This window comes from Treponema sp. OMZ 840 (genome assembly GCF_050937815.1).
Lineage (GTDB): Bacteria > Spirochaetota > Spirochaetia > Treponematales > Treponemataceae > Treponema_C.
The window spans coordinates 1-235 of the sequence record NZ_JACDIJ010000061.1 but is presented as its reverse complement, the minus strand read 5'-3'; the positions used below and the strand labels follow the sequence as shown (position 1 = coordinate 235).

At 54.9% G+C, this 235-nt stretch carries 1 pseudogene; it reads left to right on the top strand.

The annotated features are described in order from the left end of the window. Nucleotides 1-235, top strand: a pseudogene (locus tag H0R92_RS14105) (formylglycine-generating enzyme family protein); the annotation flags it as partial.

Below are 235 nucleotides of genomic sequence, written 5' to 3'. Positions count from 1 at the left end.
ACACAAACAAAAGCGCAAAGCGCTTCACACATTGGGCGGCAGTCCTCACACTTGCCGCATCGTTAGTGATTATGGGGCTCTTTACCGCCTGCCCCAACGCCGCAGGCGGCGGAACAAGTTCCGGCGGTAACACGGGCGGGGGCACAACGCTTACAAAGGTTGTCTACCTTGCAGGCACCATAGGAACAATCGGGAATGAAAAGCCCCATTATTGGAAAAACGGCACCAAGTACGA